Here is a 6,852-nt window from a genome sequence, read left to right as displayed (position 1 = left end):
AAAGAGCGGAAAACGAGACTCGAACTCGCGACCCTAACCTTGGCAAGGTTATGCTCTACCAACTGAGCTATTTCCGCATTTGATGACTTTCTTTTCACAAAGAAACGTGCCCAGAACAGGACTCGAACCTGCATGCCTCTCGACACACGCACCTGAAACGTGCGCGTCTACCAATTCCGCCACCTGGGCATTGTCATCATAAAAATAACAAAAAAGAGCGGAAAACGAGACTCGAACTCGCGACCCTAACCTTGGCAAGGTTATGCTCTACCAACTGAGCTATTTCCGCATTTATATCAACATGTGAAGAGAAGGAGACTCGAACTCCCACGACATAATTGTCACTACCCCCTCAAAGTAGCGCGTCTACCAATTCCGCCACCTCTCCATCATTAAAAAGAATAAACAATTTCATAGAACTGACTGCCCTCTCCCTTGTGCCCAGAACAGGACTCGAACCTGCATGCCTCTCGACACACGCACCTGAAACGTGCGCGTCTACCAATTCCGCCACCTGGGCATAGGTAATTGCAATCAAAACATTGAGCGGAAAACGAGACTCGAACTCGCGACCCTAACCTTGGCAAGGTTATGCTCTACCAACTGAGCTATTTCCGCGTTTGCGGTTGCAAAGGTAGATATTTTCCTTAAACCTGCAAATATTCCGCACACTTTTTTCATACATAAAATAGTACATTCATATTCAAAAGGTAAACAGACTTTTGATTATCAACTCATTCTATTACGATAGTCTTCGTAAGAAAACTGCTTAAATACTTCAGCAGCCCCCTCCTTTGTCCACATTGCAATGGCAGGATGATGAATTCCATTGAACATATTGGTCTTTACCATAGTATAGTGTATCATGTCTTCAAAAATAATTTTCTCTCCAATCTGTAATTCATGATCGAAACTCCACATTCCCATGTAGTCGCCGCTTAAACAAGAATTTCCTCCCAGACGATAAACATACAACCCCTCGTTTCCCATTTCAGCGCCACGGACTACAGGTTGGTAGGGCATTTCCAGGCAGTCGGGCATGTGACAGGTAAAACTTACATTAAGAATAGCCGTACGGATACCCCTGTTCTCTACAATATCCACTATCTCGGAAATCAGTACACCTGTCTGCCAAGTAAAAGCCGAACCGGGTTCCAGAATAACACGAAGATGTGGATAACGGACTTTTAATCCTTGGAGCAGGTGAACAAGATGCTCTACATCATAATCCTTACGTGTCATCAAATGACCTCCCCCCAGGTTTAACCATTTGATTTGAGGAAACCAACGGGAGAATTTCGCTTCCAGATGTTTCAATGTACGTTCCAGTTCGTATGAAGAAGATTCGCAGTGGCAATGGCAATGAAATCCCTCAATACCTTGCGGTAAAGTATCGGGAAGTTGATCCGCCATCACTCCGAAACGAGTTCCGGGTGCACATGGGTTATACAGTTCAGTCTCTACCTCTGAATATTCAGGGTTAATGCGTATGCCAGAAGAAATTCCTTCTCCCGTCACCTGCACCATCGGATAAAAACGATGGAATTGCGCTAAAGAATTAAAAGTAATATGACTACTGCAACGCAGAATCTCAGGAAAATCCGCTTCTGTATAGGCAGGAGAATAAGTATGCGCCTTACTTCCAAACTCCTCCAACGCAAGGCGTGCTTCGTACACAGAACTTGCAGTGGAATGATCTATATATTCCCTGAAAATAGGAAAAGAGCGCCATAAGGCAAATGCCTTAAAAGCAAGAATAATCTCAACTCCCGTACGATCGGCTACACTTTTTATCAAAGTAAGATTCTTCCTCAGAAGTTCTTCTTCCATAATGTAACAGGGAGAAGGAAAAAGAGCAAAATCTATCATCATATATCTTCTATTTATTAAAATCCAATAAGAATACCCTATATACCAAAGGCTGGTACAGACCTTATCCTATTACTTTGAACCGAGCAAAGCGTAAAAGGAGCTGCTTGTCTCCCGCATTCTTAAAATGAATGGTTGCCTTGGCATTATCGCCCTCACCTTCCACTTTAATCACTTCACCCAGACCAAAACGTTCGTGCTCTATCAATTGCCCTTGGTACACACCACCGGCCATACAAGTTTCCGAAGCAGCGGATGCCGACGAAGACATGCCCATAGATGGAGTGACTCGCTTCAAATTGCGAGGTACACTCGGTGCAATGATCTGCTGTTTAAGATGCGAAGTTTCTTCTCTTTTCCGATAAAGCTTTTCTTCCCTATTTTTATAGAAAGATGAAGAAAAACCTCTTTCATTCTCTCTACGGAAATTTACTGCCATCTCATCGATTTCAGGACTCAATCTTACATCTTGCGGCATATGTAAGAAATGTACATCAATATCTTTCAAGAAACGGCTGGGACTACTGAATTCCATCTTGCCATAGCGAAAACGACTTTTGGCGTATGAAAGGAAACAATGATCCTCTGCACGGGTAATGGCAACATAAAACAATCGGCGCTCCTCTTCCAGCGCATGCGGAGAGTCTCCTACCATGGCACTGGGAAAAAGATTTTCTTCCATTCCCACTACAAATACGTTTCTAAATTCCAATCCTTTGGCAGAATGTACCGTCATCAAGGTTATCTTTTCACCATCTCCGTCTTTATCAGAGTCCTGATCGGTCAATAAAGAAACCTCCGAAAGAAAATCCCCCAAAGAAATATTTACATTTCCTTCTTCCTGGCGTTGAGCACAGAAGTCACTGATACCGTTTGTCAACTCCTCTATATTTTCTTTGCGGCTGAGGTTCTCAGGAGAATTATCCTGGCACACATCATTAATGATACCCGATTGACGAATAATCTCCGTACCTATTTCATATGCATTCTTTTCTAGACCGCTTTCAATAAATTCCTTTATCAAATCACGAAAACCTTGCAACTTACCTACTGTACCTTTGTTCATGTTCAGTCCATAAGCCAATGGCTCACAAAGCACTGCCCAAAGACTGGTATTATGTTCAGTAGCGGCAGTGATTATCTTCCCTACTGTTGTATCTCCTATTCCACGCGCCGGATAATTGACAATGCGTTTAAAAGCTTCTTCGTCATTAGGATTTACCACCAGGCGGAAATAAGCAATCACATCCTTTATCTCTTTACGCTGATAAAAGGACAAACCACCATAAATTCTATAAGGCATCCCACGTTTGCGCATAGCTTCTTCAAAGACACGGCTTTGCGCATTCGTACGGTATAATATCGCAAAATCAGAATAAGCGTAATCCTTCTGACGACGGAGTTCCGCAATCTTATTGATTACAATATCGCCTTCTTCCACGTCGCTATATGCCTGATAAACATCAATAGGCTCTCCCCTTTCTTTTTGGGAAAACACTTCTTTGGGTATCTGGCGCTGGTTCTTCTCTATCAAACTATTGGCAGCGGAAACAATGTTTTGCGTGGAACGATAGTTCTGTTCCAACTTAAAGACTTTAGTACCCGGATATACTTTAGCAAAATAAAGAATATTATCAATATCAGCTCCACGGAAAGAATAAATACTTTGGGCATCATCCCCCACCACACATATATGCAGATGCTCTTTAGCCAATTGAAGCACAATACTGTGTTGCGCATAATTGGTATCCTGATACTCATCCACCAAAATATAACGGAATTGCGATTGGTAATTGGCAAGTACGTCGGGATGGTCACGAAACAACAGGAAAGTATAGAACAACAAATCATCAAAATCCATTGCATCAGCCTGCCGGCAACGTTCCCAATATCGACGATAAATGTCACGGACAGCTGGCATCTTGGCCGCACAATCCCCCTCATATGCCTCTTTGTTATTGGCATATGCCACCGGAGATACCAAATGATTTTTGGCGTTGGAGATTCTTGCCTGTACCGTGCCCGGTTTATAAACCTTTTCATCCAATCCCATTTCTTTAATGATAGAACGTAATAGGCTTTTGCTGTCCGCAGTATCATAAATAGTAAATTGCGAAGTAAAACCAAGATGCCTTGCCTCAACATGCAGGATACGCAGAAAGATGGAATGAAAAGTACCCATCCACAAATGACGGGCACGCTCCGGACCGACCTGCCGTGCGATACGTTCTTTCATTTCACGCGCCGCCTTGTTGGTAAACGTCAGGGCAAGGATATTCCATGGCTGGTAACCATTCTCCAACAGATAAGTAATTTTATAGGTCAACACGCGCGTCTTACCGGAACCGGCACCTGCTATCACCAGTGACGGACCGTCGTTATAGAGCACTGCCGCACGCTGTCCTTCGTTTAATTCTTTTATATAATCGGGCATATTCCGTACTATCTAATGAGTTATCTTCGTGCAAAGATAGCGCAAACCGAAAGTAGAATAAAATAAACCTGTTTATTTTTTATGTTTATGAACAATTCTTCGTGTTATCATGTTAATATAGTAAAGTTTCAAAACTTAATAATTGAACTTATGAATACGTTATTAATGTCTTTAATGATAATGATTATGACACATGAAATGCCTAAACTTCCTTACGCTCACAATGCGTTGGAACCTGTAATCAGTCAGCAAACAATAGATTACCATTATGGTAAGCACCTGCAAACGTACGTGAACAACCTCAACAACCTTGTTCCGGGTACGGAATTCGAAAACAAAGATTTAGTGACCATCGTAGCCACTGCACCCGACGGCGCTATTTTCAATAATGCCGGACAAGTACTGAATCATACCTTATACTTCCTACAATTCTCTCCTAAACCAATTCAAAAAGAACCGACAGGTAAATTGGCAGAAGCCATTAATCGGGATTTTGGCAGCTTCGAGAACTTCAAGAAAGAGTTCAATGCAGCATCCGTAGGTCTGTTCGGTTCGGGCTGGGCTTGGCTTTCCGTAGATAAAAACGGAAAACTCCACATCACAAAAGAAGCTAACGGTAGCAATCCCGTACGTTCCGGATTAATTCCGTTGTTGGGTTTCGATGTTTGGGAACATGCATACTATTTGGATTATCAGAACAAACGTGCCGACCACATAAATGCCCTATGGAGTATCATTGATTGGGACGTAGTAGGTAAACGCATGAAATAATAAACCCACAATCCCATAAAACCAGTTGTAAGAGCGCATCTACAGGCTATAAAAAGCCTTGGATGCGTTTTTTTATTACTGAAAAAACAATGTAACATATTTTAAAGAAAAACATTGGCATCTGAAGCTACGATTGATTAACTTTGCTAAACTTAACAGTTAACAAACGAAATGAAACTCATTGTAGTCACAGCACCCACTTTTTTTGTGGAGGAAGACAAGATTATCACGGCACTCTTTGAAGAAGGCTTGGATATACTGCACCTGAGAAAACCAGAAACCCCTGCTATGTATGCAGAAAGACTTTTAACGCTTATACCCGAAAAATATCATAGACGTATCGTCACCCATGAACATTTTTATCTGAAAGAAGAATTCGACTTGATGGGAATTCATCTGAACTCCCGCAATCCCAAGGAACCGCATGATTACTCCGGACACGTGAGTTGTACTTGCCACTCTATAGAGGAGCTGAATAATAAAAAGCACTTCTACGATTATTTGTTTATGAGTCCCATTTATGATTGTATCACCAAAGAAGGAATACTTTCAGGTTATACTCCTGAAGAACTCCGCCAAGCGGGAAAAGATAAAATCATAGACAGTAAAGTGATGGCATTGGGAGGCATAACGCCCGAAAATATTTTGGAGGTGAAAGATTTCGGATTTGGAGGAGCCGTAATACTGGGGAACTTATGGAATAAGTTCAATGCTTGTACCGATCGTGATTATCTGGAAGTTATCCGCCACTTCAAGAAACTGAAAAAAATGGCTGATTAAAACTTACCGTATTCATTATATTCTATGGATGCAGGCAGAGTAAAATAAAAAGTAGAGCCTTCCCCTTTCTTAGACTCTACACCAATACCGCCACCATAGTGTTCTACAATAGATTTCGTTATGGAAAGTCCCAAACCTGTACCACGGATATTATAATTCATCTTTACAAAACGTTCAAAGATGGCACGACGTCCTTTTTCGTCAATGCCACATCCGGTATCGGTCACATAAAAGTAAAAATTTTTATTACTCAATCTTCTGTATCCCACTGTGACACTACCTCGTTCCGTAAACTTCAATGCATTCTTTATCAAATTACTGATTACCTGGGAAAAACGTACCCGGTCAATCATTAAACGACATTGTGGCATTTTTTCGACAAACTCAACTTGGATACCCGACTGGCGTGGATGTATATTTTCTGTCACACAGATTTCCATAATTACCGCATTGATATCAACTTCCGTATTATTATATTCCATAGTATTTGCTTCAATCTTGGAATAATCCAGCAAGTCATTCACCAACTGCAACAGTACATCTTTGTTCTCATTAATCTCTTTTTGAAAAGCCATACGTTCTTCTTTACCCAAATTATCCGTCTCAGCAAGAATAGTGGTAAAACCAACAATTGCATTGAGGGGAGTACGTATTTCATGAGTCATATTGGCAATAAAAGCATTCTTTAGCTGATTACTTTCTGCAGCTACTTCGTTCAATCGTTTCAACGTCTTTACTCGCCGCGACTTACTGATAGAAACAATAATCATAATAACCAGAAGTAAGAAAATAATCATTGCAGAAAAAATGAGCAATAACTCATTATTTTGATAAAAGGCAGAAATCCACCCAATATAAGTTGCAATCATTGATTCCATGGTTATTTGTTTGTTTCAATAAATGATAAGAAATATTATAAATGCAAATATAGGAAGAAAATATAGATATATTAGGAATATCATATTATAAAAAAGGGGAGGATCCATAATGAATCCTCC

General features: G+C 40.9%; 5 protein-coding genes and 6 tRNA genes. 2 read left to right on the top strand and 9 right to left on the bottom strand.

The annotated features are described in order from the left end of the window. Positions 1–4: 4 nt before the first annotated feature. From DXC10_RS15605 to DXC10_RS15570, 8 genes are all read right to left on the bottom strand, one after another. A tRNA-Gly gene (locus DXC10_RS15605) sits at positions 5–77 on the bottom strand. 30 nt (positions 78–107) lie between these two features. Beyond that, a tRNA-Leu gene (locus DXC10_RS15600) sits at positions 108–189 on the bottom strand. Positions 190–216: 27 nt separating this feature from the next. After that, positions 217–289 (bottom strand) — tRNA-Gly (locus DXC10_RS15595). Between the two features lie 15 nt (positions 290–304). Beyond that, positions 305–388: transfer RNA gene (locus DXC10_RS15590), tRNA-Leu, on the bottom strand. A gap of 50 nt (positions 389–438) precedes the next feature. Next, positions 439–520: transfer RNA gene (locus DXC10_RS15585), tRNA-Leu, on the bottom strand. Between the two features lie 25 nt (positions 521–545). Then, a tRNA-Gly gene (locus DXC10_RS15580) sits at positions 546–618 on the bottom strand. A 111-nt stretch (positions 619–729) separates the two neighbouring features. Beyond that, positions 730–1,869, bottom strand: a complete 1,140-nt coding sequence (gene nspC, locus DXC10_RS15575; RefSeq protein WP_101542968.1) for a carboxynorspermidine decarboxylase — start codon at positions 1,867–1,869, stop codon at positions 730–732. A 64-nt stretch (positions 1,870–1,933) separates the two neighbouring features. After that, the gene (locus tag DXC10_RS15570; protein WP_117738367.1) at positions 1,934–4,303 is read right to left on the bottom strand and encodes an ATP-dependent helicase; all 2,370 of its coding nucleotides are present in this window, start codon (positions 4,301–4,303) and stop codon (positions 1,934–1,936) included. 150 nt (positions 4,304–4,453) lie between these two features. Between DXC10_RS15570 and DXC10_RS15565 the strand changes: the two genes are divergently transcribed. Both DXC10_RS15565 and DXC10_RS15560 read left to right on the top strand, forming a co-directional pair. Next, on the top strand, positions 4,454–5,074 hold the full coding sequence (locus DXC10_RS15565; RefSeq protein ID WP_281258220.1) for a superoxide dismutase: 621 nt from the start codon (positions 4,454–4,456) through the stop codon (positions 5,072–5,074). Between the two features lie 171 nt (positions 5,075–5,245). Next, positions 5,246–5,854 carry a thiamine phosphate synthase gene (locus tag DXC10_RS15560; protein WP_101542574.1) on the top strand — a complete coding sequence of 203 codons (609 nt, stop codon included), beginning with the start codon at positions 5,246–5,248 and terminating at the stop codon, positions 5,852–5,854. Here the strand turns inward: DXC10_RS15560 and DXC10_RS15555 are convergent. Then, positions 5,851–6,732: a sensor histidine kinase KdpD gene (locus tag DXC10_RS15555; protein ID WP_101542573.1), complete on the bottom strand. Its 882-nt coding sequence runs from the start codon at positions 6,730–6,732 to the stop codon at positions 5,851–5,853. The two genes, DXC10_RS15560 and DXC10_RS15555, sit on opposite strands and share 4 nt — an antisense overlap. Between the last annotated feature and the right edge of the window lie 120 nt (positions 6,733–6,852).

Source organism: Bacteroides sp. OM08-11 (assembly GCF_003438665.1).
GTDB lineage: Bacteria > Bacteroidota > Bacteroidia > Bacteroidales > Bacteroidaceae > Bacteroides > Bacteroides cutis.
This window is presented reverse-complemented; position numbering and strand designations above follow the sequence as displayed.

What these genes read in the sequence shown, in the direction of transcription:
- nspC (WP_101542968.1), bottom strand. Translation starts at nt 1,869, where the DNA reads ATGATAGATTTTGCTCTTTTTCCTTCTCCCTGTTACATTATGGAAGAA.
- DXC10_RS15570 (WP_117738367.1), bottom strand. Translation starts at nt 4,303, where the DNA reads ATGCCCGATTATATAAAAGAATTAAACGAAGGACAGCGTGCGGCAGTG.
- DXC10_RS15565 (WP_281258220.1), top strand. Translation starts at nt 4,454, where the DNA reads ATGAATACGTTATTAATGTCTTTAATGATAATGATTATGACACATGAA.
- DXC10_RS15560 (WP_101542574.1), top strand. Translation starts at nt 5,246, where the DNA reads ATGAAACTCATTGTAGTCACAGCACCCACTTTTTTTGTGGAGGAAGAC.
- DXC10_RS15555 (WP_101542573.1), bottom strand. Translation starts at nt 6,732, where the DNA reads ATGGAATCAATGATTGCAACTTATATTGGGTGGATTTCTGCCTTTTAT.